Source organism: Streptomyces niger (assembly GCF_000718305.1).
Taxonomy (GTDB): Bacteria; Actinomycetota; Actinomycetes; order Streptomycetales; family Streptomycetaceae; genus Streptomyces; species Streptomyces niger.
Genome location: NZ_JOFQ01000001.1, coordinates 38,170 through 60,810 on the forward strand (window position 1 = coordinate 38,170; position 22,641 = coordinate 60,810).

24 protein-coding genes are annotated in these 22,641 nt (G+C 72.4%); 11 read left to right on the top strand and 13 right to left on the bottom strand.

Annotation, left to right across the window (positions count from 1 at the left end; genetic code table 11):
- Positions 1-197: 197 nt before the first annotated feature.
- Positions 198-437 (bottom strand): DUF5133 domain-containing protein, encoded by a 240-nt coding sequence (locus tag IF20_RS00190; protein ID WP_052862828.1) that lies wholly within the window; start codon positions 435-437, stop codon positions 198-200.
- 224 nt (positions 438-661) lie between these two features.
- Here IF20_RS00190 and IF20_RS00195 point away from each other — a divergent pair, with 224 nt between their 5' ends.
- Entirely contained in the window at positions 662-1,558 is an 897-nt protein-coding gene (locus IF20_RS00195) for an RNA polymerase sigma factor SigF (RefSeq protein WP_110943641.1), read from the top strand.
- Between the two features lie 109 nt (positions 1,559-1,667).
- On the opposite strand, the gene IF20_RS00200 is transcribed toward IF20_RS00195, so the two are convergent.
- Positions 1,668-2,408, bottom strand: coding sequence for an ABC transporter permease family protein (locus IF20_RS00200; protein WP_052862829.1), 741 nt, complete (start codon positions 2,406-2,408; stop codon positions 1,668-1,670).
- A gap of 2 nt (positions 2,409-2,410) precedes the next feature.
- Positions 2,411-3,346 (bottom strand): ABC transporter ATP-binding protein, encoded by a 936-nt coding sequence (locus IF20_RS00205; RefSeq protein WP_052862830.1) that lies wholly within the window; start codon positions 3,344-3,346, stop codon positions 2,411-2,413.
- A gap of 108 nt (positions 3,347-3,454) precedes the next feature.
- Between IF20_RS00205 and IF20_RS00210 the strand changes: the two genes are divergently transcribed.
- The gene (locus IF20_RS00210; RefSeq protein WP_234426432.1) at positions 3,455-4,816 is read left to right on the top strand and encodes a sensor histidine kinase; all 1,362 of its coding nucleotides are present in this window, start codon (positions 3,455-3,457) and stop codon (positions 4,814-4,816) included.
- Between the two features lie 21 nt (positions 4,817-4,837).
- Positions 4,838-5,488 (top strand): response regulator, encoded by a 651-nt coding sequence (locus tag IF20_RS00215; RefSeq protein WP_052862831.1) that lies wholly within the window; start codon positions 4,838-4,840, stop codon positions 5,486-5,488.
- Positions 5,489-5,515: 27 nt separating this feature from the next.
- On the opposite strand, the gene IF20_RS00220 is transcribed toward IF20_RS00215, so the two are convergent.
- Positions 5,516-6,808, bottom strand: coding sequence for an FUSC family protein (locus IF20_RS00220; RefSeq protein WP_110943642.1), 1,293 nt, complete (start codon positions 6,806-6,808; stop codon positions 5,516-5,518).
- Between the two features lie 202 nt (positions 6,809-7,010).
- On the opposite strand from IF20_RS00220, the gene IF20_RS00225 reads away from it, so the two are divergent.
- Complete coding sequence (locus IF20_RS00225) at positions 7,011-7,964, top strand: phosphotransferase family protein (RefSeq protein WP_052862832.1); 954 nt, start codon at positions 7,011-7,013, stop codon at positions 7,962-7,964.
- Positions 7,965-8,192: 228 nt separating this feature from the next.
- The gene (locus IF20_RS00230; RefSeq protein ID WP_110943644.1) at positions 8,193-8,918 is read left to right on the top strand and encodes a L,D-transpeptidase family protein; all 726 of its coding nucleotides are present in this window, start codon (positions 8,193-8,195) and stop codon (positions 8,916-8,918) included.
- 141 nt (positions 8,919-9,059) lie between these two features.
- On the opposite strand, the gene IF20_RS00235 is transcribed toward IF20_RS00230, so the two are convergent.
- Positions 9,060-10,523, bottom strand: a complete 1,464-nt coding sequence (locus IF20_RS00235) for an aromatic amino acid ammonia-lyase (RefSeq protein WP_052862833.1) — start codon at positions 10,521-10,523, stop codon at positions 9,060-9,062.
- Positions 10,524-10,694: 171 nt separating this feature from the next.
- Between IF20_RS00235 and IF20_RS00240 the strand changes: the two genes are divergently transcribed.
- The gene (locus IF20_RS00240) at positions 10,695-12,107 is read left to right on the top strand and encodes an MFS transporter (protein WP_052862834.1); all 1,413 of its coding nucleotides are present in this window, start codon (positions 10,695-10,697) and stop codon (positions 12,105-12,107) included.
- Positions 12,108-12,180: 73 nt separating this feature from the next.
- On the opposite strand, the gene IF20_RS00245 is transcribed toward IF20_RS00240, so the two are convergent.
- Positions 12,181-12,858 carry a formylglycine-generating enzyme family protein gene (locus IF20_RS00245; protein ID WP_052862835.1) on the bottom strand — a complete coding sequence of 226 codons (678 nt, stop codon included), beginning with the start codon at positions 12,856-12,858 and terminating at the stop codon, positions 12,181-12,183.
- Between the two features lie 323 nt (positions 12,859-13,181).
- Here IF20_RS00245 and IF20_RS00250 point away from each other — a divergent pair, with 323 nt between their 5' ends.
- Positions 13,182-13,847 (top strand): hypothetical protein, encoded by a 666-nt coding sequence (locus tag IF20_RS00250; protein ID WP_052862836.1) that lies wholly within the window; start codon positions 13,182-13,184, stop codon positions 13,845-13,847.
- A gap of 46 nt (positions 13,848-13,893) precedes the next feature.
- On the opposite strand, the gene IF20_RS00255 is transcribed toward IF20_RS00250, so the two are convergent.
- Positions 13,894-14,373, bottom strand: a complete 480-nt coding sequence (locus IF20_RS00255) for a DUF2267 domain-containing protein (protein ID WP_052862837.1) — start codon at positions 14,371-14,373, stop codon at positions 13,894-13,896.
- 160 nt (positions 14,374-14,533) lie between these two features.
- Entirely contained in the window at positions 14,534-14,965 is a 432-nt protein-coding gene (locus tag IF20_RS00260) for an Hsp20/alpha crystallin family protein (RefSeq protein WP_110943645.1), read from the bottom strand.
- A 180-nt stretch (positions 14,966-15,145) separates the two neighbouring features.
- Between IF20_RS00260 and IF20_RS00265 the strand changes: the two genes are divergently transcribed.
- Positions 15,146-15,799 carry a hypothetical protein gene (locus tag IF20_RS00265; protein WP_052863438.1) on the top strand — a complete coding sequence of 218 codons (654 nt, stop codon included), beginning with the start codon at positions 15,146-15,148 and terminating at the stop codon, positions 15,797-15,799.
- 138 nt (positions 15,800-15,937) lie between these two features.
- On the opposite strand, the gene IF20_RS00270 is transcribed toward IF20_RS00265, so the two are convergent.
- Genes IF20_RS00270 through IF20_RS00280 form a run of 3 tightly spaced genes read right to left on the bottom strand, consistent with a single transcriptional unit; the run spans position 15,938 to position 18,238 of the window.
- Positions 15,938-16,516 (bottom strand): TetR/AcrR family transcriptional regulator, encoded by a 579-nt coding sequence (locus tag IF20_RS00270; RefSeq protein WP_110943646.1) that lies wholly within the window; start codon positions 16,514-16,516, stop codon positions 15,938-15,940.
- A gap of 28 nt (positions 16,517-16,544) precedes the next feature.
- The gene (locus IF20_RS00275) at positions 16,545-18,023 is read right to left on the bottom strand and encodes an amidase (RefSeq protein WP_052863439.1); all 1,479 of its coding nucleotides are present in this window, start codon (positions 18,021-18,023) and stop codon (positions 16,545-16,547) included.
- Positions 18,024-18,028: 5 nt separating this feature from the next.
- On the bottom strand, positions 18,029-18,238 hold the full coding sequence (locus IF20_RS00280; protein ID WP_052862840.1) for a hypothetical protein: 210 nt from the start codon (positions 18,236-18,238) through the stop codon (positions 18,029-18,031).
- 292 nt (positions 18,239-18,530) lie between these two features.
- On the opposite strand from IF20_RS00280, the gene IF20_RS00285 reads away from it, so the two are divergent.
- Both IF20_RS00285 and IF20_RS00290 read left to right on the top strand, forming a co-directional pair.
- Positions 18,531-19,412 (top strand): MBL fold metallo-hydrolase, encoded by an 882-nt coding sequence (locus IF20_RS00285; RefSeq protein ID WP_052862841.1) that lies wholly within the window; start codon positions 18,531-18,533, stop codon positions 19,410-19,412.
- Positions 19,413-19,604: 192 nt separating this feature from the next.
- Positions 19,605-20,213 carry a dihydrofolate reductase family protein gene (locus IF20_RS00290; protein ID WP_052862842.1) on the top strand — a complete coding sequence of 203 codons (609 nt, stop codon included), beginning with the start codon at positions 19,605-19,607 and terminating at the stop codon, positions 20,211-20,213.
- 74 nt (positions 20,214-20,287) lie between these two features.
- On the opposite strand, the gene IF20_RS00295 is transcribed toward IF20_RS00290, so the two are convergent.
- On the bottom strand, positions 20,288-21,055 hold the full coding sequence (locus tag IF20_RS00295; protein ID WP_052862843.1) for a class I SAM-dependent methyltransferase: 768 nt from the start codon (positions 21,053-21,055) through the stop codon (positions 20,288-20,290).
- 137 nt (positions 21,056-21,192) lie between these two features.
- Here IF20_RS00295 and IF20_RS00300 point away from each other — a divergent pair, with 137 nt between their 5' ends.
- A complete protein-coding gene (locus IF20_RS00300; protein ID WP_052862844.1) occupies positions 21,193-21,708 on the top strand; it encodes a hypothetical protein in 516 nt (171 codons plus the stop codon).
- A gap of 73 nt (positions 21,709-21,781) precedes the next feature.
- On the opposite strand, the gene IF20_RS00305 is transcribed toward IF20_RS00300, so the two are convergent.
- The gene (locus tag IF20_RS00305) at positions 21,782-22,630 is read right to left on the bottom strand and encodes an aldo/keto reductase (RefSeq protein ID WP_052862845.1); all 849 of its coding nucleotides are present in this window, start codon (positions 22,628-22,630) and stop codon (positions 21,782-21,784) included.
- Positions 22,631-22,641 lie beyond the last annotated feature (11 nt).

The following is a 22,641-nucleotide window of genomic DNA, read 5'->3' on the forward strand; positions in this document are numbered from 1 at the left end:
AATGACCTCGGCCCCCACCTGAGAGGCGGGGGCCGAGGTCATTGCGGAGCGCCGGGCAGGCCTTGCACCTGCATCTCCCCGCAGGAAGCGGGGCGTCTTTCCTTGGACCACCGACGCGAGGCGGGTCGCTGAGGTTTCTCCGCGGCGCGCTCAAGATCAACTATAGCACCTCGGGCGGCCGCCCCTCACCTCAACCGTCAGGCCGTGAGCGCCACGTCGGACGGGGTGGCCGTCGCGAGCTCCGCCTGGGCCAGGTGGCGTTCCGCCACGGCGAGGGCGTCCTCCGGAGTCCGGGTGCCGGTCGAGACGCACAGGGTGTAGGTGATGTCCTCCAGGCACCGGGCCGTCTCGTGGGAGCCCTCTTCGGAGTGGCGGACCTGGAGCTCCTCGTACCGGGCGACGAGATTCCGCAGTGTCTCGGGAGACGGCAGCAGCACAGCAGCACCTCTACTTCAGTCATGAGCCGACGGGGTGTCACACGTGTACCCCGATCACACGAGATATCCCATGTACCACCCGTATCCGCCGCCGATCGACGCCCTCCGTTACCTGCATCAGAATTCCGGTATCGGAATTCGCGAAGAAGGAGGAATAGAACCGCTGAGCCCGGGCAGACGGTGCTGAGACCTGGGTCGAGCAAAAAATTCGGGAGGGTGGAAGCATGACGACGTCGCCGGCGGTGGTGGATACCGAGGAGCACGTGACCGCGGGAGCCGAGGGCGAGTCCCTGGCCACGGACGCCGGTCTGCCGTGGGTCGAGGAAGCCGCCAAGGTGGCGCCGCAGGACGCCAGGGCACTCTCCAAGCTGTTCTTCGAGCGGCTCACCGTGCTCGACGAGGGCACCGGCGAGTACCAGTACGCACGCAACACCCTGATCGAGATGAACCTCGCGCTGGTGCGCTTCGTGGCCGGGCGGTTCCGCAACCGCGCCGGGGACACCGGACAGATGGAGGACATCGTCCAGGTCGGCACGATCGGTCTGATCAAGGCCATCGACCGGTTCGACCTCACGCGGGGTACGGAGTTCCCCACCTTCGCCGTCCCCTACATCATGGGCGAGATCAAGCGGTTCTTCCGTGACGCCACGTGGGCCGTGCACGTGCCGCGCCGCCTGCAGGAGCTGCGCGTGGAGCTGGCCCAGGCCAAGGAGCGCCTCGTCAACGCGCTGGACCGGGACCCCACCGTCGCCGAGCTCGCCGCCGAGCTGAGCATCAGCGAGGAGGAGGTGATCGAGGGCCTCGTCGCGAGCAACGGCTACACCGCCGGTCCCCTCGACGCCCCGGACGACGGCCCCGACTCGGACGGCGAGGGCCGCAGCCTCACCGACGTTCTCGGCGAGACGGACCCCGCCCTGGAGCTGGTGGAGAACGTCCACGCACTGGGCGGCCTGCTGCACGAACTCGACGAGCGGGACCGCCGGATCCTGCACATGCGATTCGGTCAGGAGATGACCCAGTCGCAGATCGCGGGCGAGCTGGGCATCTCCCAGATGCATGTCTCCCGGTTGCTGACCCGCATCCTCACCCGCCTGCGCCGGGGGCTGCTCGCCCACGGCTGACCCGGCCGGCGGGCTCGTACCCGCCGAGCCCCACCACCGCGGTGCCGTCCGCCTCGTCCCCCGTGCGAGACGGACGGCACCGCGGTGGCCGTACGCCGGTGGCCGTGCCTCACACGTCCCGGCGCACCAGTGTGATCAGGCCACCCACGGCCGCGAGCGCCGCCCAGCCCGCCATCACCGCCAACCCCGGCCAGGCCTCCAGCGCCCCTTCGGGTACGAGGTGCAGGATCTGCTGGCCCGCGCGGTCCGGCAGGAACTGGCCCCACTGCTTGCTGGCGGGCAGCGACCCCGCCATGGGGAAGACGGAGAGGAAGAGCGGGACGAGCAGGCTGAGCGTGCCGACCGGGCTCCGCAGCATGGCGGCGCAGCCCGCGGACAGGACGCCGAGCAGGGCGAGGTACACACCGCAGCCGAGGGCGGACCGCAGGACGGCGGCGGAGCCGGGGCTCGCACCAGCACTGCCCAGCAGGGCCTGGCCCGCGAGCACGGAGGCGAAGCCGGTGACGAGCCCCATCGCCAGACAGAGCAACGCAACGGTGGTCAGCTTGCCCGCGTAGAGCAGCTCGCGGCGCGGTACGGCGGTGAACGAGATGCGGGCGGAGCCGCTGGACCACTCCCCCGCGACGGCCAGGACGCCGAAGACGACGGCGCCGAACTGGCCGACGTTGAGGCCGAAGTACGAGGTGAAGACCGGGTCGAAGTCCGGGGGCTCGCCGGCGACGTCGGTCGAACCGCAGACCAGGGCCCCGATCCCGGCGGTCAGCACCAGGACGACCAGCAGGCTGGAGGAGAGGGAGCGCAGCGAGTGGACCTTCGTCCACTCGGAGCGGAGTACGGCGGCGAACGGCATGCTCACACCTCCTGGTGCAGCGTCTGCGGAGTGGTGGTCGTGTACTGCGCGGCGTCCGCGGTCAGGCGGAGATAGGCGTCCTCCAGCGACGGTGCCTCGTCGGCGAGTTCCAGCACCGGAATTCCGTGCCGCGAGGCGAGCGCGCCGATGTCGGCGGGTTCCGCGCCCTCGACGAGCCAACGCCCGGTGTCGTCCTGGACCGCCTCGAAGCCCGCGCGGACCAGCTCGGTGTGGAACCGGCCGCTCTCCGTCGTCCGCACCCGCACCCGCCGGTGGGTGTGCGCGCGGATGAAGGCGTCCATCGGGGTGTCGGCCAGCAGCCGACCCGCACCCAGGACGACCAGGTGGTCCGCGGTCAGCGCCGTCTCGGCCATGAGGTGGCTGGAGATGAGCACCGCGCGTCCCTCGGCCGCGTACCGCTTCAGGAGCGTGCGGATCCAGATGATGCCTTCGGGGTCCAGGCCGTTGGTGGGCTCGTCGAGCATCAGTACCTCGGGGTCGCCGAGCAGTGCGGCCGCGATGCCGAGCCGCTGCCGCATGCCGAGCGAGAAGGTGCCCACGCGCTTGCGGGCGACCGCGGTGAGGCCGGTCTCCGCCAGCACCTCACCGACCCGACGTGCGGGGATGCGGTTGCTGTGGGCGAGGAAGCGGAGGTGGTCGCGGGCCCGGCGGCCCTTGTGCGCGGCGCCGGAGTCCAGCAGTGCGCCGACGTGCCGCAGCGGGTCGGTCAGCTCACGGAAGTGCCGGCCGCCGACGCGGGCGGTGCCGGAGGTGGGCCGGTCCAGGCCGACGACCATCCGCATCGTGGTGGACTTGCCCGCTCCGTTGGGCCCGAGGAAACCGGTGACCCGCCCCGGTTCCACGCGGAAGGTGAGGTCGTCCACGGCTCGTGCGGTTCCGTAGACCTTCGTGAGTCGCTGCACTTCGATGGAGGTCATGGCTTCAGCCTGGCCCCCGGACCCGCGGCGGGGCGTCCCCCGGCGGCGGGGACCGCCTCCCCCGCCCGGGGGAGGCAGGTGCGGTGCGTGCGCTGGCACGATGTCGGCGTGCTTCCGACGCCGTCAGTACCCGCCCTGCCCGCGCCCCTGCGTGCCGCGGTGCGGCCGCTGTTCCGGACCGTCACCTACAGCCGCTGGCTCCACCTGCTGGTGGCCTCGGTGCTCGGCATCCTCTGCGGCTTCTTCCGGTCCGGGACGTTCGCCCCGGGTGGCCGGCCGTGGCTGTGGATCGCGGTGCTGCCCCTCCCGCTCGCCCTGCTCGCCGCGCTGGTGCCGGCGGTGCGCCGCTTCGAAGGCATCCAGGCCCGACTGCTGCTCTTCCCCGGCCCGCACGCCGCTCACGGTACGTACGACGCCGGCGGTACGTACGACGCCGGCGGCACGCACGAAGCCCACGGCCGGGCGGCCGGCGGCCGGCGCGGCACGGGCAGGTCCGGCGCCCACGCCATCTCCACCACCCCCTCGGCGACCTGGGCGGACCGTTGCCGCACGGCGGTGTGGTTGCTGCTGCGGCTGGAGGCGGGCGTGGCCCTGACCGCGCTCAGCATCCAGCTGCCGGCTCTGACGGCGGTGTTCGTCGGGGCCGGTACCGGCCACCCGGTGCAGCTCCGGAGCCTGCCGGCGATCGCGTCGCCGCAGTGGTGGTACCTGCTGCTCGCCCCGCTGCCGATGGCCCTCCTGTTCGCCGTGGCCGTGGTGGCGGGGCGGGGCATGGCGGCCGCCGCACCGCGGCTGTTGGGTCCGTCGGCCGCCGAGCGGCTGGCCGCGCTGGAGACGCGGACCGAACGCCTGCTGGAACACAACCGGCTGGCGCAGGAGTTGCACGACTCGATCGGACACGCGCTGACCGTCGCGGTGGTCCAGGCGGGCGCGGCGCGTGCCGCCGGGTCGCCGGAGTTCACGGACCGCGCACTGGCCGCGATCGAGGAGACGGGGCGGCAGGCGCTGGACGACCTGGAACGGGCGTTGCGGCTGCTGCGTCAGGACACCACCCGCTCCGCCGACCGGCCCACGCTCGCCGATGCCGCGCGGCTGCTGGAGTCGGCACGCGCCGCGGGCTCCACGGTCAGTGCCGAACTGCACGGCGCGCTGGAGGAGGTGCCGGGGCCGGTGTCGCGGGAGGGCTACCGCATGGTGCAGGAGGCGCTGACGAATGTGTTGCGGCACGCGGGGCCGGTGGCGGTGTCCGTCCGCATCGCGGCCTCACGGGACGAGCTGGAGCTGGACATACGCAACCCACTGCCCGCGCCGGTCCCCGCAGACGCCGCCGGTGCCGTACCGGGTGGTCGGGGCCGCGGCCTGCGCGGCATCCGGGAGCGGGCCGCGCTCCTGGGTGGTGTCGCCGAGACCGGGCCCCGGGACGGCGAGTGGCGGGTCCGTGCGCGGCTGCCCCTGCACCTGGCGTCCTGAGATCACCTCTAGGCTGAGCGCGTGCCGATATCCGTACTCCTGGTCGACGACGAGCCGCTGGTGCGTGCCGGGCTGCGCGCCATCCTGGAAGCCGAGCCCGACATCGAGGTGACGGGGGAGGCCGCCGACGGCGCCGCGGTCGTCCCGTTGGTGCGGCGGCTCCGGCCCGACGTGATCGCCATGGACGTCCGGATGCCGTTGCTGGACGGCATCGAAGCGACCCGCGCGGTGCTGCGCTCGGTACCCGAACCGCCCAGGATTCTCGTGGTCACCACCTTCGAGGACGATGCGTACGTGTACGAGGCGCTGCGCGCGGGCGCCGACGGGTTCCTGCTCAAGCGCGCACGGCCGACCGAGATCGTGCACGCGGTGCGGCTGGTGGCGGAGGGCGGTTCGCTTCTCTTCCCGGCGTCGCTGCGCGCCATGGCGGCCGGCCGGCGCAACGAAGGGGCCCGGGCCGCCTTCGAGCGGGCCGGGCTCACCGAGCGGGAGCGGCAGGTGCTGCGGCTGATGGCCCGCGGCCTGTCCAACGCGGAGGTCGCGGCAGAACTGGTGGTGGGGACGGAGACGGTGAAGACCCACGTCAGCTCGGTGCTGACCAAGCTGGGGTCCCGCGACCGGACCCAGGCCGTGATCGCCGCCTACGAGTCGGGGTTCGTGTCCCCCGGCTGACGCGGCGGTGATCCGACCGCTGCCGCGTCAGCCGTCGACCTGGCTCCCGATCACGTCGCGGGTGTACCGGAACTCCTCCATCAGCCGGATGGCTTCGACGACCAGGACGCCGTAGGGCCGTGCCGGGTCGGTGAGCGGCAGCCCCAGTCGCTCGGCCTCCTCGGCCACCTCCTTGCGATGCCGCTCGGCCTCGTTCGTGAGGCGGCACAGCTCCTGCGACTGGTCCGCCAGCGACTCCTCCGCCAGCTCCGCGAGCACCGAGGTGATGGCCGAGACGGACTCCAGGAACCGGGCGTAGCACGCGAGGAAGGCGTTGCTGTTCTCCCGCTCGGTGCCCTCGCGCGCGTCCTCGCGGTCCTCCCGCCAGCGGTCGAGGCTACGGGTCAGCGAGGCCACCTGGTACAGGGTGCGTTCCAGTGCCTCCAGCACCGACGCGTAGTTCTCGAAGCTGCCGGGTGTGCGGTGGCGGCGGAGCAGTCGCCGGGGGTTGTAGTAGAGGCTCTCCTCGGCCGTCTGCAGCCCCGACCGCGCCTGGGTGATCAGCGCCTCGGCCCGCTCAGCCCGGGACCGCCACTGCTCGGTGCGCTCCTGGTCCAGGTCGCCGTCGCGCAGCGCGGGGAAGATGTCGCTGACCAGGTCGCACAGGGCCTGCGCGAGACTGCGGATGCCGTACTCGGCACTGCGGTACCGCATCGGCGGGAACACCGTGAGGTTGACCAGCACACCGACGCCGCAGCCGATGAGCACGAGCAGGACGATCTGCCCGAGCTGGGTGACCTTATCGGTGTTCGAGGTGGCGGCGGAGTAGGTGGAGAAGGCGAAGAAGGCCGCGGTGGCGACCTGGGAGCGCTGGGCGCCCAGCGCGGGCCAGCGGCCGATGGTCAGCGCGATGGCGGCGACCAGGACGAAGGTCAGCAGATCGGGTCCGGCGAGGAAGCCCAGCGCGGCCTGGACCGCCACACCGGCCGCCACGGCTCCCACGTACCGCAAGGACTGTACGACCGACTGGTAGACGGTGACCTGCATGATCAGTACGGCGGAGAAGGGCGCGAAGGCCGGCGACTGCGCGTTGAGCAGGTCGTGGGAGATCACCCAGCAGACCGTGGCGGCCAGCGTGCTCTTGCCGATGAGCAGCAGTGTGTGCCGCTCGTGTCCCGCCGAGCCGACGGCTCTCCCCCACCACTGCCGGATGCGCGCGGACCGGCCCGAGGCGGCCTTCCCCCGTGATGACGCAGCCTGCCGCCCGGTCGTCTCCCCGGTGCCCGTCGTCCCCCTCTGCTCCGTGTTCTTCAGCGCTCCGCTCCCTCCAGGCGTCCCCATCGGCCGACCTCATGTCCGGTGTCGGCCGGTGGCCCTCGATTGTTCATTGACCCCCGGTACCCGGCAGTACCAGAGGCACCCCTGCTCGCTCCGCCATGTGGCCTACGTGACATACGTCGACGGGGCCCGCGCCCCGATCGCCGAGGCCACCGCCCGCGGAAATGCCGCGCTCCCGGGTCGGCTGCCCTGTTAGCGTGCCGCCGTGACGTACCGAGGAGCCCCGCGCACCGGTCCGCACGCCGTGGCCGAGGCCGTCCTGCGGGAGCACGGAGCGGACCTCGGCACCGTCGAGCGCGGCCGGGGCTGGACCAACACCACCTGGCTGACCGATGAGCTCGTCGTACGCGTGGCGACCCGCCCGGGTCCCGCGGACCTGCTCCGCGAGGAACGGCTGCTGAAGTTGGTGCCGGCGGAGGCCGGCTGCCCGCCCGTCCTCGACTCGGGCGTCCGGCAGGGGCACGAGTGGGTGCTGACCCGGCGCGTGGCCGGGGAGAACCTGGAGGAGGTCTGGCCCACGCTGGACCCCGCCGCCCGGTCGCGCGCCGTCGAGCAGATGTGGGCACGCGCCCGTCATGTCCACCGGGTCGACGTGGCCGCTGCCGCGCCGCACGCCCGCTCCCGCTCGCCGTTCTTCTCCCGGAGTCCGGCGGAGGCGACGGCCCGCCTCGACCGGCTCGTCGCGGCGGGAGAGCTCACCCCCGCCGAGGCCACGGGGCTGGGCCGGGCGCTCGACCGCTTCTGGGCCGCGCTGCCCGAGGCGCCCCTGGTCCTGAACCACGGCGACTTCTGCACGCCGAACACGCTCTGGCACGACGGCCGGGTCGTCGCGCTCCTGGACTTCGAGTTCGCCGTCGTCGCGCCCCTCGCCGTCGACCTCAACGAGCTCGTCAAGCTGGCGTTCGGCCCGAGCGGCCGGGAAGAACGCGCGCCGCTCCGGGACGCGGTCCGGCGCATCGCCGCATCGGCGCTGCCCGGCGCGGGCGGCCCAGACGTACTGATCGGCCACTCCCTCATGCTCGAGATGTGGGTCCTGGAGAACGAACTCGCCGCGGACGAGCCCGACATGGCCGACCGTGCCCACGCCACCGCCATGCTCGCCGGCTTCGCCGAGGGCGACGGCGGGTACTTCGCTCCGCTCCTCGACGGCCTTCGGTAGGGGGTCCGGGCGCCGAGCGGTGTCGCACCGGGCATGGTCCGTCGGTGCCTCATGCCCTGTCCGGGATCAGTGGGTCAATTGGGGCTCCATGTTCGGTAATTGCCGCTTTTGCTGGACCATGGACATCTAATGTGAATGTGCGGTGGCTCATGAGGTCCGCACGGCCTCAGCCGTCGCAGTCATTTCATTGGGGGACGCCTGTAGGTGTCGAGACGAGAGTGGTGATCCATGGCGAGTACGAACAGTCGAATACCTCGCGGACGGCGGGGCATCGCGTACGCGGCGGCGGCCGGAGTGCTGTCGCCGCTGCTGGTGCTGGGGGCGCCGGCGGCCTCCGCGCAGGCGGCCTCGGGGTCGTCGTGCGGCGGTCTGCAGGGGCCGCACCAGAAGGACGCCGAAAGGTTCCTCGGCCGGAAAGCGGACGGCAGACAGACGGTCGGTGACTGCCGGGCGATCCGCGACTTCCAGCGGGCACACGGCATCTACCCGCAGTACGGGTACGCCGGGCCGGTCACCTGGAACGTGATGAAGCTGGTGAAGAAGCAGAAGGCGGCCGGCAAGAACCCCAACCGGGCGGGTCACTGCCCGGTGAACAAGGGGCGGATCGCCTGTGTGGACCTGACCCGGCAGATCAGCTGGGTCCAGGACGGCCACAAGCTCGTCAAGGGCCCGGTCCCGGTGCGTACGGGGCGGAACAAGCACGAGACGCGCACCGGACTGCACCGCGTCTACTGGCGACACAAGGACCACGTGTCCTCGCTGTACGACGTGCCGATGCCGTACAGCCAGTTCTTCGACGGCGGCGAGGCGTTCCACGCCATCGACGGCAGTGTGTGGTCGGCGCCGGGTTCGCACGGCTGCGTCAACATGCGGACCGCCGACGCCAAGAGCTACTGGAAACTGCTGCGGAACGGCGACGAGGTCTACGTGTACGGGCGCAAGGCCGGCACGTGACCCTCTGCCGGTAGTCCGCGGGTCCTGTCCCGCGGGTGGGAAGCGTGGGTCGTCCCGGTGTTGCGGGGCGGCCCACGAGCATGTCGGGAGCGTGTGAACGACCGGCGGACTCGCGCGCCGCCCGCCGGCCTGCGCGGTGGGTCAGTAGTCGGCGAACTCCCCTGTCAACGCCTCGGCCGCCTCGATCTCACCGCTGAGGGGGTGGTCCTCCTCGATGTGCGGCAGCCGTTCCGCGGCCGCCGCGAGGGCCCGGGCCACGGGGGCGGCCGGCAGTTCCGCGCCGGAGAGCCGCAACGCCCGCACCGCGCCGATGAGTTCGCAGGCCAGGACCGTGCGGTAGGCGGCGACGGCCGAGGTGGTGCTGCGGGCCGCCTGGGTGGAGAAGCTGGCGTGGTCCTCCAGGCCGCGCGAGATCACCGCGGTGCCGAGGGTGACCGGGGCCGCGGCGTGCCGGAGCCGGCCGAGCGCGTCGTGTGCGACGTACTCCAGGATCATGATGCCGGAGCTGCCGGCGGGGCCCGCGGCCAGGAACGGCGACAGGCCGGTGAGGTCGGGCTCGACCAGGTCGCTCAGCCGGGCCGCGGACAGTTCGGCGGCGTGGTGCAGTGCGGCGCGCAGACCGTCCAGCGCGAGGGCGAGGTAGGCGGTGGAGAACTGGCCGTGATGGTGGATCTGTTCGCCGTCTATGTCGATCAACGGGTTCTCGGCGGCGGCGTTGACGTCGATGGTCAGCACCCGTTCCAGGGTGTCGGCCGCGTCCAGCGCCGGCCCGTGGACCTGCGGGAAGGCCCGCAGTCCGAAGGGGTCCTGGAGGCGCCGCCCGGCGGGCGCGTCGGCGCCGAGGGCGAGGATGCGGCGCATCTCCGCGGCGCAGTACAGCGAACCGCGGTGCGGCCGGGCGGCGTGCACGGCCTCGGAGAACGCCTCGGGCGAGCCGCCCAGCGCGCGGTAGGAGAGGGCCGTGATCACGTGGCTCGCGCGCAGCAGCCGCCGCAGGTCGTGCCAGGCGAGGACCGATTCCGCGAGGGTGACGGCGTTGCTGGAGATGAACGCGAGGGCGTCGCCGGGGCTGATCGGCACGGGGTCCAGCGACCGCTTCGCCCAGGGCCGTTCACCGGCGAGAGTCAGGGCGATCTCGGCGAGGGTGGTGAGGTCGCCGGTGCCGATGGCGCCGCGGGCGTGCACCGAGGGCAGTGCGTCCTCGCGCAACGCGGTTTCGAGCGCATGGAGCAGCCGGGGGTGTACGCCGCTGCCCGCCGCCGCCAGTTGGTTGAGGCGGACGAGGAGCCCGGCGCGCACCACGTCGTCCGGCAGGGGCTCCCCGCTGCCGCCGGCGTGGCTGCGCAGCAGCCGCAGGCCGTGCTGGTCGGCGGTGTCCGGGTCGACGACGGCGTGCCGGTTGGCGCCGACGCCGGTGGTGCGTCCGTACACGGCTCGCTTGGCGCCGCTGTCGCGGGCGATCTCGTAGGCGCGTCCGGCGCGCTTGAGGGCGTCGTCAGCCAGCTGCACCGGTACGCCGTGCCGTGCGACGCGGATGACGTCGGCACAGGTCAGCGCGGTACCGTCGATGCGGAGGGAAGTGCTGTGGGCGGTGCGGTCCAGCATGAAGCTCCCTTGACAAGAACTTATTCATCTCGCAGGGTGCATGAAACTCTTCATTCGCACTCTTGGCAAGAGCTGTTCATGCAGGCCGCTGCCCGGTGACCTGCCCCCTCCAGCCCGCCCGACGCCGTGCCGGAGCCGCGGCGTCCCCCTGATCGGAGAGCTTGTCGAGCCATGCCGGACGACCGGACCCTCACCCCAGCCGCCGATCCCCCAACCGCCGAGTCCGCAGCCGCTGATCCGTCAGTCGCTGATCCGTCAGCCGCACCGGCAGGCGCCACGGCGACCGACACCTTCGACGACGTCCCCCTCAATCGCTTCCACCTGAAGATCACCGCGTTGACGTTCGGCGCGAACTTCTCCGACGGCTACCAGCTGGGCATCATCGGTATCGCGCTCACCGCGATCGCCCCGCAGATGCACCTCGGGTCGATGTGGCAGGGGCTGATGGGCGCCTCGGCCCTCATCGGAGTCTTCGCCGGCAGCATCGTCATCGGCTGGGCCGCCGACCGCATCGGGCGGCAACGGCTCTACATGCTCGACTTCCTGCTGATCGCCGTGGCGTCCGTCCTGCAGTTCTTCGTCACCGGCCCGACGGAACTGCTCGTCCTGCGCCTGCTGATCGGCTTCGGGATCGGCGCCGACTACGCGCTCGGCCCCACCCTCGTCGCCGAATTCGTACCGCGCCGCTACCGAGGCGGCCTGCTGGCCTCACTCACCTGTCTGTGGACCGTCGGCTACATCGCCGCCTTCTTCTTCGGCACCTACCTCATCGGCCTGGGCGGCGACTCCTGGCGCTGGCTGCTGGCCAGCAGCGCGGTCCCCGCGATCGCGGTGCTGTTGATGCGGCTGGGCACGCCCGAATCGCCGCGCTGGCTGCTCAGCAAGGGCCGGACCGAGGAAGCCCGGCAGGTGATCACGCGCTTCGTCGGCAGCCACATCGACTTCGAGGCGTTCGCGGCGCAGCAGCAGCACACCACCGAGCGGCGGGCCTCCTACCGGGAGTTGTTCGGCGCGGCGCACTGGCGGAACACCGCGTTCGGCGTGCTGTTCTACAACTGCCAGGTGATCCCGTACTTCGCGATCTACACCTTCCTGCCCCTGGTACTGGTGAAGATCCAGCTCGCCGGCTCCGACTTCCTCAGCGAGGCGCTGCTCAACTCGTTCCTGCTGCTCGGCGGCGTCGTCGGACTGTGGCTGGTGGCCAAGCTGACCCGGCGGCGGCTCACCATCGGCTCGTTCGTCGTGCTCGCGCTGTCGCTGGCGCCGATGGGCCTCTGGCCGGACGCACCGGCCGCGCTGCTCTTCCCGCTGTTCCTGGTCTTCACGTTCACCATGTCGGCGGCGACCAACCTCGACCAGGTGTACCCGCCCGAGCTGTTCCCCACCGAGCTGCGCAGCTCGGGCGTCGGACTGCTGAACGGCATGAGCCGCGTCGGCTCCGCCGTGGGCACCTTCCTGCTGCCGATCAGCCTCGGCTCCTTCGGGTTCGCGCCCACCATGATGGCGCTCACCGGCGTCCTGGTGTTCGGCGCGGTCATCTCCGTGCTGTGGGCCCCGGAAACCAGCGGAGCGGCACTGGACTGAGCGCCTGAGCGAGCACCCACTGCCGGGCCGGGGCACCGCCCCCGGCCCGGCGCCCTGCGCTGGGCCTCAGGCCTCAGTGACCGGACCGCGCGACACGGAACCCCACGTCGTCGACCCGGAAGTCCGGATGGCTACGGCGCCGCGCGGACGCCCGGCAACTCCAGTGCTCGTCGAACCAGCCGCCGCCGCGCAGCACCCGATACTCGCCGTAGACCTCGGGGTCGTACACGTCCCAGCACCAGTTCCACACGTTGCCGAGCATGTCGTGCAGGCCCCACTCGTTGGGGCGCTTGCCTCCCACGTCCTGGATGCGCTCCTGGGAGTTGCCGCGGTACCAGGCGATCTCGTCGAGCGGCCCGTAGTGCGGCCCGGTCGTGCCGGCCCGGCAGGCGTGCTCCCACTCGGCTTCGGTCGGCAGCCGGTACCCGTCGGCGGTCTCCTCGCGTGCGACCTCGATGCCGCCGCCGACCGGGCGGAGGCGGTAGGCAGGCTCGCACCCGTCACGCCGTGACAGCGCGTTGCAGAAGCGGACCGCATCCCACCAGGAGACGCCCTCCACCGGCAGCCGGTCCCCCTGAACGGCGCTCGGCCGCGCGCCGGTGACCTCCGCGTACAGCTTCTGGGTCACGGGGTACGCCGCGAGCCGGTACGGCGCCAGCTCGACCGGCCAGGTGCGCTCCGTGCGCCGGTCCGACAGTGTCACCTTGCCCGGCGGAACCGCGACCATCTCGTCCCCCGCGCGCTTTCCCATGATCGGCCTCCGTCCCCCGGTCTCCACGCGTGAGTGGAGCACATCCCGTTTCCCGTCCCGTTACCCGTGCGTCGGTGTTCCCACCGGCCGTAAGTCATGATCTCCTATCCCACGGCAGGGCGACTTCGGTTGGGAAGCAGCCGGCCCTCGCCACGTACCGACGGTGGCCGGCGTGCCGACCACGGTCCGTGTACCGCGCTGCCCGGCTCCGCGGCCGTCCGCAGCCCTCCGACACAGCACCGGCTTGATGTCACAGGCCACTCGGGACCTCGCAACGAGCTGTCGTCATCCGCGCCGGCGGCGGACGACGGAGAGGGGCAACAGTGGCAGAGGGGTACTCGGTCGCCGATCCGGCGATGAGCGACTGTCTGGAGCAGTTCGGCGCCGGCCGGTTGCCGCTGCACGAGTGTGCCGACGTCCTGGGACTGGACGGCCTGGCGCTGCTGCTCGCCACCGATACGGGCCTGCCGGAGCCGATGCTCGTCCACGGCCCGCTGACCCTTTCGCTGGAGGACCTCCAGCTGGTACACGGCCGGGGGCCCGGCCCGGACGCCGCACAGCACGGCATGACGGTGCTGGCTCCGGACCTGTCCGACCTGGTCGCCTCCCGCTGGACAGGCCTGACTCCGGCCATCCGGAGCCTGGGCGTGGCGGCGGTCTTCGCCTTCCCGCTGCGCATCGGGGCGTTGAGCGGCCACCGCAGAGCACCGGGGGCCCTGACTCCCCCTCAGCTCGGCGGCGCCGACGCCCTCGCCGATGCCGCCGCGCGCGCCGTACTGCGGCAGACCGCCTGGCTCGCGGGCCGGGCGGACCAGGCGGGCCTGCCCTTCGCCGCGGCGCACCGGGCGGCCGGTGCGCTCGCCGTACGGCTCGGCGGCGTCTCCCTCGAACACGCCTGGCTGCGGCTGCGGGCGCACGCCTTCCGCCACGACCGGTCGCTGCTGGACACCGCCGACGCCGTACTGCGCGGCGGACTCGCCGGCCTGTGAGCCGGCGGGCTGCCGGGAGGGGGACCGGCAACCCCGTTCAGGGGGCTCAGGCCGCCTGGGGCTGGGCCGTACCGGAAGCGACCGACGAGATCTTGGACGCCTCGGGGATCTCCGGGCGACCGAACAAGGGGGCGTAACCGGAGGGCAGGTGGGCCAGGATGCGGGTGAGGAGTTCGCGGCCCGCGAGGGCGGCCACCGTGGTGAGGACGGCCCCGGTGTCCCAGCGGGTGGTGGCCGGGCTGCCGCCGGTCCGGGCCGCGAGGTCCTTGACGAAGCCCCAGCCGGTGAGCGGTTTCGTTGCCGGGATCTGGCCCGTGAAGGCGAGCGCGGCCTCCACAGGCAGGCGCGCGGCCAGTTCGACGCGTTCGTCGCCGGTCAACTGCCGCCCCAGTGCGCCGAGTACGGCCTGAACGGCTTCGTCGGCGCGTTCCCGGGTCGGATAGGCACCCTCGTACCGGACTTTCTCCAGCATCAGCTGGTAGGTCATCACCGTGTCGCGCTGGGCCGGGGCAGACTGGTGGTGCATCGCTGTCGCCGTCGCCTTCCTCGTGTTCTCGTCCACTGGCTGCTGTTTGTCGACGTGTTACCGCTGTGGGCGGATTGATGCGCCGTGATTCCGGTGTCGCGTTCGCCGGCCGGCCGGCGCGAGGCGGGATGTCCCGGAGCGGCGCTCCGAGCCCGGCTGCTCAGCCGGGAAGCCGGTGGTCCGCGGTGCCCCGGCGGACGGCGATCTTGCGGGGCTCGGTGGGCCGGGTGACCGGGATGCGCAGGGTCAGCACGCCCGCGTCGTAATCGGCCGTGATGTTCGCGGTGTCGAGGGTGTCGTCCAGGACCAGCCGGCGGGAGAATACACCCAACGGCCGTTCGGACACGTCCATCCGGACCTTGTCCCCGTCCGCCGCCGGCCGGCGCTCGGCCTTGACGGTCAGCACGTTGCGTTCGACGTCGATGTCGATGGCCTCCGGCACCACGCCGGGCAGGTCGAACGCCACTACGTACGTGTCGTCCTCGCGGTACGCGTCCATCGGCATCGGGGCCGGTCGCGACCAGGTGCCGGAACCCATCAGATGCTGGGCGAGGCGGTCGAACTCACGGAAGGGATCGGTGCGCATCAACACGGTGTTACACCTCCAGAAGGCTCAGGCAGTTGCTGCCAATGCGCTTCACCTGCCACCGTTGTAGCATGTCATCGGAACGATGACAAAATGAATGTCATCGAAAGAATGACAGTCGTTGCGGCTGTCGGCCGGCGCCGGCCGACAGCCGACGAGGGTGCCACCGAGGAGAACGAGAAGGTCATGCCCCCCGCCGAGCACACCAGCCCCGCTTCCTTCTTCGCCGCCGCCGCGGCGCTGGAGACCATCGAGGACGCCGTCCGCACCGCCCAGCACAGCGACACCGGGCCACCCCCCTCCCCCGACGAGGGACCGGAACGTGCCCTGGAAGCCCTGCTGTTGCTGCGCCAGGTGCGCGAGCAACTCGCCGGCTGGGAGACGGGGCTGATCGAGACGGCCCGGCGAGCGGGCGCCAGCTGGGCCGACCTCGCCCAACCCCTCGGCGTCGCCAGCCGCCAGGCCGCCGAACGCCGCTACCTGCGCCAGCGGCCCGGCCCCGCCGGCACCACCGGCGAACAGCGCGTGCAGGCCACCCGCGACCGCCGCGCAGCCGACCGCAGCGTCACCGCCTGGGCCCGCCACAACGCCGCCGACCTGCGCAGTCTGGCCGGACAGGTCACCGCCCTCACCGACCTGCCACCGGCCTCCCGCACTCCCCTGGCCCGCCTCAACCAGGCCCTCGCGCACGACGACCCGACCGACCTGCTGGCCCCGCTCACCGCGGCCCGGCCGCATCTCCAACGGCGCCACCCCGACCTCGCCGCCCGCATCGACACCCTGACCACGCACACCGACCAGCTGCGCGACGAAAGCGACAGCCGGCGCCGCACCGGCTGAGGAACCCAGCGCGGCGGCCAGCACCGCAGGCCGGCGCGCCCGCCGCTCACAGCGTGGCGGCCGGTGCGAGCGTCGCCGGCGGTCGACGGTGGGCGGCCCGTCACGACGTCGTGCGACGGAGGCGGGCCGCGCAGGTCGTTACTCCGCGGGGCCCGTCGTACCGCCGGCGAGGAGACGGCGGGCCAGGCCGCGGGCGTAGTCGGCGTCCAGCAGGCCGGGACGGAAGAGGATGCGGTACATCAACGGCGCCACCAGGTGGTCGAGGACCGTCTCCACATCGGGTGCCGGCTCGCCCCGTCCGGCGGCGCGGTCGAGGAGCACGGCGACCTGCTCGGCGGCGTACGCCGAACACTGCCCCGCGTTGCCGCCTTCCCGGTCGCCGGCGACCGCGTCGTGGACGTAGTCGCGCCCCGCCGCCGAGGACATCTCCTCCAGCCACTCCACCGCCCAGGTCTCCAGGTCGGCGGCGAGGCTGCCGTGGTCGGCGGGCGGCCCCTCCGGGCGCAGCCGCTCCACCGCCACATCGGACAGCAATACCTGGAGGTCACCCCAGCGCCGGTAGATCGTCGAGGGCGTGACCTCGGCGCGCGCCGCGATCAGGGGCACGGTGAGCTCGGCGCGCCCCCGCTCGGCTTCCAGCTCCCGTACGGCCCGGTGCACCGACTCCTGCACGCGTGCGCTGCGCCCGCCCGGGCGGCTCCTCGGCTTCGCTCCCATCCCCTCACCTTAACGCTGATTCTTTGCTTCAAGCGGGCTGGGCATCACGCCGGCCCGGACGTACCGCTCGGGAGGCGGGCTCCGCCACATCCGCCAGCGGGGCTGGCCCGAAGGCCTGCTCGTACGCGTCCGCCGCACCCAGCAGCGCCGCCTCGCCGTACGGCCGCCCGATCAGCTGCATGCCGATCGGCAGCCCGTCGCGGTCGGCACCCACCGGCAGTGACAGCGCGGGCAGCCCGGTGAGGTTCGCCGGCGAGCTGAACCGTACGTACGCATCGGCCACCGCCTCGACAGTGCCGTCCGGCCAGGTGAACGCCTGCTGCCCGACCAGCGCCGCGGTGGCCGGTACGGTCGGTGCCGCGATCAGGTCCACCTCCCGCAGCAGCCGTTCCCACTCCCGCCGCATGAGCGTGCGGGCGCGCTGCGCGCGGATGTGGTCGACGGCGGGCAGCAGTGCGCCCGCCTCCAGCAGCACCCGCACCTCGTCCCCGTACAACTCGGGTGCGCCGCCCAACTCCGTGGCGTGGTACGCGGTCGCCTCGGGCACCATCAGGCCCCAATGGACGGCCTGCAGATACCGGTGCAGCGGAATGGTGACGTCCACGAGCGTCGCCCCGAGGGCCGCCATGCGGTCCAGCGCGGTGCGCACCGCGGCCTCGACCTGGGGGTCCACGCGGTCGAAGAAGTAGTCGGCGGGGACGCCCACGCGGACGCCGCGCAGGTCCGGTTCGCCGGTGGCGTCGCGCGCACCGCGGCCATGCCGGTTTCCGTGTCCATATCCGTTGCTGCCGTCGCTGCCGTACCCCGGCGGTGTGTCCGAACCGGGGTCGGCGATGGCGGCCAACACCAGCCCGGCGTCCCGCACCGTGCGGGTGATCGGGCCGACGTGGTCCAGCGACCAGGACAGCGCGGCCACCCCGTCCCGGGGCACCGTTCCGTACGTCGGCTTGAGCCCGACCGTCCCGGTCAGCGCGGCGGGGACGCGGATCGAGCCGCCCGTGTCCGTCCCCAGCGCGAAGGTCGCAGCGCCCGCCGCCACCGCGGCGGCCGACCCGCCACTGGAGCCTCCCGGCACCCGGTCCGGGGCCCACGGATTACGGGTCTGCGGCGTCGTCAGCCCGTAGGCGAACTCGTGCGTGTGCGCCTTGCCCAGCAGCACCGCACCCGCCTGCTTCAGCCGCGCGGCGACGGTGGCGTCCCGTTCCGGCACCCGGCCGGCGCGTACGGCGGAACCGGATGCGGTGGCCACGCCCGCGGTGTCGATCAGATCCTTGAGCGCCATCGGGATGCCGTGCAGCGGGCCGCGGTGGCGTCCGGCGGCGATCTCGCGTGCCGCGGCGGCGGCCTGCTCGCGCGCCACCTCCGCGGTCCTGGCCGCGTAGGCGTTCACCACCGGCTCCGTCGCCTCGATACGGGCCAGGACGGAGTCGGTCAGCTCCACCGGGGAGAGGCGTCCGGCGCCGATCGCGTCGGCCGCCGCGGCGAGGGAGAGCTCGTAGGGCTGCACGGCCGTCACCGCCCGTCGGGACGGTAGACGGGGGCGGGCGGCACGTCCGCGAGGTCGAGCTCCCGGAGACGGCTGACCACGGTGAGGATGTGGTCGGCGGTGGCGGCGACAGCCGCGTGCCGGTCGTCGCGCAGGGGGATGCCGGCGCGCTCGGCCGCCTCGGCGGCTGTTCGCGGGCTGTGCGGAGGAAGCGGAGGGAGGGGAGGGAGGGGCATGACGGATTCGGATCCTTTTCGGGGAGCGGGAGGAGAGGCGTCGGGCTTCCGGCGGGTTCGCGCCGATGAGCACGGCCTGGGAGGAAAGGGCGCCGATCGAGCACAACACAGGCTCTACGACGCGGACATGGGCAGCGCGGACGGGACGGCACCGATGCGTCGTCTTCGGCTGCCACCGTACGGACAGTAGGCCGCCACACCCATCTAACGCAAATTGTTTGCGTTAACGCGCATCACCAGCCTACCGTTAACGCAACACCTGCGCTTTAAGGCGCCCGACCCGAGGAGTCGCATGCCCGCCCCCACCTGGACCATCGGCGACATCACCGTCCACCGCATCGACGAAACCGGGCTGCCGCCCGAGACCGGCCCCTGGCTGCTCCCGGACGCCACCCCGGCCGTGATCGCCGACGCCCCGTGGCTGCGCCCCGACTTCGCCGGGCCCGACCACGTCCTGCGCCTCGCCAGCCACACCTTCGCCGTACGCGCCGGCGGCCTGCGCATCCTCGTCGACACCGGCATCGGCAACGGCAAGGACCGCGCCAACCCCGCCTGGAACGATCTGAACATGGACTACCTCGCCCGACTCGGAGCGGCGGGTTTCCCACCGGACTCCGTCGACCTCGTCGTCCTCACCCACCTGCACACCGACCACGTCGGCTGGAACACCCGGTACCACGATGGCGCGTGGGTGCCCACGTTCCCGCACGCCCGTTACGTGGTGGCCCGCGAGGAGTGGGCGTACTGGTCGGCCGCCGAACTGGACGCGCCGCGCCGCCAGATGTTCCGCGACTCCGTCCACCCGGTGCGCGAGCACGGCCTGTTGGACCCGGTGGACGTCCCCGCCACCGGCACGGAGATCACCCCCGGCGTCACCTTGCTCCCCACCCCGGGGCACACTCCCGGTCAGGTCGCCGTCCGCATCGCCGACGCCGGCCGGTCGGCCCTGATCACCGGTGACTGCGTCCACCACCCCGTCCAGCTCGGCCGCCCCGACCTGACCAGCTGCGTCGACATCGACCCGGCCCAGGCGGTCGCCACCCGCCGCGACCTGCTCGCCTCGCTCGCCGGCACCAACACGCTCGTCCTCGGCAGCCACTTCCCGCCACCCACCGCCGGCTACCTCCGCCCCGACGGAGCCGGCTACCGCCTCACCCCGGCACCCGGCGCGTAGCACGCCGAGGCGGTACGGCAGACGCCGGGAAGGTACGGCGCCCGGCGAGAAGAGGGGTGGCACGCTCGTTTCCCCCACCCGAACCGCGCAGGGGCGCAAAGATGGGCAGGTGGAGAACGCGCCGGGGCAGTACGACGGACGACGGACAGCCCGTCGCCGTACCCGGCGTGAGACGGAGGAGCGAGTAGTCCGATGCGCATCGTGGTCAGTGAGTTCATGAGCCTGGACGGCATCGTGCAGGCGCCGGGCGGCCCGAAGGAGGACGTGGACGGAGGGTTCACCCACGGCGGCTGGTCGCATCCCTTCTTCGACCCGGAGGTGATGGGCGGTGCCATCGACGCGGCGATGGGCCGGGCCGGGGCGCTGCTGTTCGGGCGCCGGACGTGGCAGACGATGGCCGGGGCGTGGCCCGACCGGGCCGGCGACCCGTTCGCCGACCGGATGAACGCGCTCCCGAAGTACGTCGTGTCCCGCACCCTCCGCGACGACGAACTGACGTGGCACCACACCACTCTCATCCCGGGCGACGAGGCCGTCGCCCGCATCCGGGAACTGCACGGGGCCGATGGCGGCGACCTGTGGGTCATGGGGAGCCCCACGCTCGTCCGGACCCTGCTGAGCGAGGGCCTGGTGGACGAACTCCTGCTCATGATCGAGCCGGTGCTCCTCGGCGGCGGCAAGACGCTCTTCCCGGACGACGGTGCGCTCCGCACGTTCGAGCTGGTCTCGGCCGTCACCAGCAGTACGGGCGTCCAGGTGTGCACGTACCGGTCGGCCGCCGGCCCTGCCACCGAGGACTGAGCAGTCCGCCGCTCCCACGACCCGTCTGCGGAGCGGCGTACGACTCAGGAAGGTACGACTCAGGAAGGTACGGCTCAGGAGCGGGTCGCCACCAGCAGATCGACCAGGTAGGCCTCCGCCACCGCACCGTCCGGGAAGAGCTCGCGCAGGCGCGTGCGTTCCTCGGCGAGGAAGGCCCGGGTGGCCGCCTCGCCGAGGACGAGGAACGCCGAGTGGCTGGTGACGTTGGCGAGGTGGGTCTCCAGCGGGACGGTACGGGTCCACCGGAGCCGGCGGCGCGCGAAGCGGAGCCCCGGCCGGCCCAGTCCCGCGAGCCGGGCTGCGCGACTGTCGTCGGGGCGCTCGGCGGCGGGCGGTGTCACCCCGCAGTGGCGCGCGATGCGGTTCTTCTGCGCACCGATCCACGGGACGTCCGTGTCGCCGATGTTCCACCAGACGGCGAGCGCGCCGTCCGGGCGCAGCACGCGCAGCGCTTCGGGGACGGAGCGGTCGGGGTCGGTCCAGTGCCAGGACTGCGCGTAGGTGAGAAGGTCGCGGGAGGCGTCGGCGAGGGGCAGTGCGTTGCCGTCGCCCCGGACGATCGGTACGCCGGGGAGCTGCCTGGTGAATTCGGCGGCCATGCCGTCGCCGGGCTCCACGGCGATCACGTCGGCGCCGCGTTCGCGCAGCAGGGCGGTGGCGATGCCGGTGCCCGCGCCGACATCGGCGACGCGGGAGCCCGCGAGGGGCCGCCCCGAGAGTTCCTCCACCGTGTCCAGGAGGGCGGGTGGGTAGGAGGGCCGGTTCGCACCGTACCGAGCGGCGGCCGCGTTGAACGAGTGGGCGCGTGAGGTGGCGGTCATACGTGCATTCTCGCGAGGAACACCACACATCCGATACGGCGGCAGCGCGCTCAGCACACCCCCTCAAAGATCGGGCAAAAAACGTAAACCTTCCACCGCGTCACGTCACGGCCCACTCGAACACGCGTTGAGCAGGTGTGACCCTCTCTGTCGACCACAACCAGCGGTACCCCGTACCCGTCGCGCTGCCCTGCCATCTCTGCCCCGAGCCCACACCTGCCTCGCCCGAGCTCGCGGTGGCGCTCCAGCCCGCGATCGGCCCCGAGCGCACGGTGTGGCTGTGCCGGTTCTGCCAGGAGACCCGGCCGGGGCGGGACCGGCCGCAAGTGGGCGGTGCGGACTGGAGCTGGCGGAGCCTGAACCGCGGCGCCACCGCCCTGCGGACGGACTTCGCCGCGGGGCAGTGGGTGCCACTGCCGGAGGAGCACCGGTTCGCCGAGGCGCTGAACCGGTGCCGCTGGACGGAGTCGGCGGTACGTGACCTCCTGTACCGCGCCGGCCCCGTCCTACGGACCGGCCGACTGGTACCGCTGCTGCAGGACACCCTCACCGTCGTCCTCGCCCACGTCGCGGACGACGACGTGTCACTGCGGGAACTGCGCCGCCTGATCGACACACTGACCCCGGACTCCGCCACCCCGTCGCCCTCCTGAGCGAGGCACCCCGGGGCGACGGCACTCCTACCGGACGAATGCGCCGGAATCCTGGTCATGGATGCTGATCGCCTCAGGCGTCGAACGTGTCCGGGTCCGGGCCGAGGCGGGTGCCGTTGTCCAGGGCGGCGATGGCCGCCATGTCGTCGGCGTCCAGCTCGAAGCCGAAGACGTCGAAGTTCTCCCGGATCCGGGACGGGGTCGCGGACTTGGGGATGACGACGTTGCCGAGCTGGAGGTGCCAGCGCAGGACCACCTGTGCGGGGGTCTTGCCGTGCTTCTCGGCGAGCTTGCCGATCGTGGCGTTCCCCAGGAGGCCCTTGCCCTGGCCGAGCGGTGCCCAGGCCTCCGTCACGATGTTGTGCTCGGCGTGGAAGGCACGGGCCTCGGCCTGCTGGAAGTTCGGGTGCAGCTCGATCTGGTTCACGGCCGGGACGACGCCCGTCGCGTCGATCGCGCGGCGCACGTGTTCCGGCTGGAAGTTCGAGACGCCGATCGCCTTCGCACGACCGCTCTCGTTGATCTCGCCGAAGGCCTTCCAGATCGCGAGGTAGTCGTCGCGCACGGCCCGCGGCCAGTGGATCAGGTAGAGGTCCACGTGGTCCAGGCCCAGCTTGTCGAGGGAGGCGTCGAACTCCCGCAGGACGTTGTCACGCGTCCACGTTTCCGAGGCGCTGTTCCACAGCTTCGTCGTGACGAAGAGGTCCTCGCGGGCGATGCCGGAGGAGGCCAGGGCGCGGCCGACGCCGGTTTCGTTGCCGTAGACGGCCGCGGTGTCGATGCTGCGGTAGCCGGCCTCCAGCGCGCTGGTGACGGCGGCGGTGGTCTCGTCGTCGGGGACCTGGAAGACACCGAAGCCCAGCTGCGGCATGGCCACACCGTTGTTCAGCGGCACGTTCGGAATCGATGTCGCGGGGTTCATGGGGGGCAGTC